General features: G+C 59.5%; 1 protein-coding gene. It reads right to left on the reverse strand.

Annotated elements, in window-relative coordinates; all coding sequences use genetic code 11:
• A partial coding sequence (ctaD, locus tag CH293_RS25985; protein WP_255122987.1) for a cytochrome c oxidase subunit I occupies positions 1 to 1,676 on the reverse strand: 1,676 nt, incomplete at both ends.

Below are 1,676 nucleotides of genomic sequence, written 5' to 3' on the forward strand. Positions count from 1 at the left end.
GCTTCGGCGCGGAGGCGTTCGACCATGTGCGGGTAGTGCAGTTCGAACGCGGGACGCTCCGAACGGATCCGGGGCAGTTCGGTGAAGTTGTGCCGCGGCGGCGGGCAGGAAGTCGCCCATTCCAACGAGTTGCCGTACCCCCACGGATCGTCGACCGTGACGACTTCGCCGTACCGGTAGGACTTGAACACGTTCCACACGAACGGCAACGTCGACGCACCGAGCACGAACGCCCCGATCGTGGAAATGATGTTCAACGTAGTGAACCCGTCCGAAGCCAGGTAGTCGGCGTACCGACGCGGCATACCCTCGTTCCCGAGCCAGTGCTGCACCAAGAACGTGCCGTGGAACCCGAAGAACGTCAACCAGAAATGCCACTTGCCGAGCGTCTCGTCCATCATCCGGCCCGTCATCTTCGGGAACCAGAAATAGATACCGGCATACGTCGCGAACACCACCGTCCCGAACACCACATAGTGGAAGTGCGCGATCACGAAGTAGGTGTCGGTGACATGGAAATCGATCGGCGGGCTGGCGAGCAACACACCCGAGAGACCACCGAAGAGGAACGTGATCAAGAACCCGATGGAGAACAACATCGGCGTCTCGAGCGTGACCTGACCACGCCACATCGTGCCGATCCAGTTGAAGATCTTCACACCCGTGGGCACCGCGATCAAGAACGTCATGAACGAGAAGAACGGCAACAACACCGCACCGGTGGCATACATGTGATGCGCCCACACCGCGATCGACAATGCCGCGATCGCGATCGTCGCGTAGATCAACGTGGTGTACCCGAACATCGGCTTACGCGAGAACACCGGGAAGATCTCCGAGACGATCCCGAAGAACGGCAACGCGATGATGTACACCTCGGGATGACCGAAGAACCAGAACAAGTGCTGCCACAGCAACACACCACCGGTCGCCGGATCGAACAAGTGCGCACCCAGATGACGATCGGCCGCCAACCCCAACAACGCCGCCGTCAACAACGGGAACGCCAGCAGAATCAGAATCGAGGTCACCAGAATGTTCCAGGTGAAAATCGGCATCCGGAACATCGTCATACCCGGCGCCCGCAAACAGATGACCGTGGTGATCATGTTGACACCACCCAAGATGGTGCCCAGACCGGCAACCGCCAACCCCATGATCCACAGATCCGCACCCACACCCGGCGAATGCAGAGCACTCGTCAACGGCGTGTAGGCAGTCCACCCGAAGTCCGCGGCACCACCAGGAGTGATGAACCCGGCCGTGGTGATCAACGCACCGAACAGATACAACCAGTACGAGAACGCATTGAGCCGTGGGAACGCCACATCCGGAGCACCGATCTGCAACGGCAGAATGTAATTGGCGAACCCGAACACGATCGGCGTCGCATACAACAGCAACATGATCGTGCCGTGCATGGTGAACAACTGGTTGTACTGCTCGTTGGACAGGAACTGCATCCCCGGCACAGCCAACTCGGCGCGCATCAACAACGCCATCAACCCACCGACGAGGAAGAACGCAATCGACGTCGCGATGTACATGATCCCCAACACCTTGGGATCAGTGGTCGTAATCGCCTTGTGAACGAACGAACCCTTAGGTCCCATCCGCGGCGGAAAAGGCCGAGCCGCCGTCACAGCGGGAGTAGGCCTAGGCGCTAGGGCAGTCAC

The sequence above is a fragment of the Rhodococcus sp. 14-2470-1b genome, from assembly GCF_002259415.1.
Classification (GTDB): Bacteria; Actinomycetota; Actinomycetes; order Mycobacteriales; family Mycobacteriaceae; genus Rhodococcoides.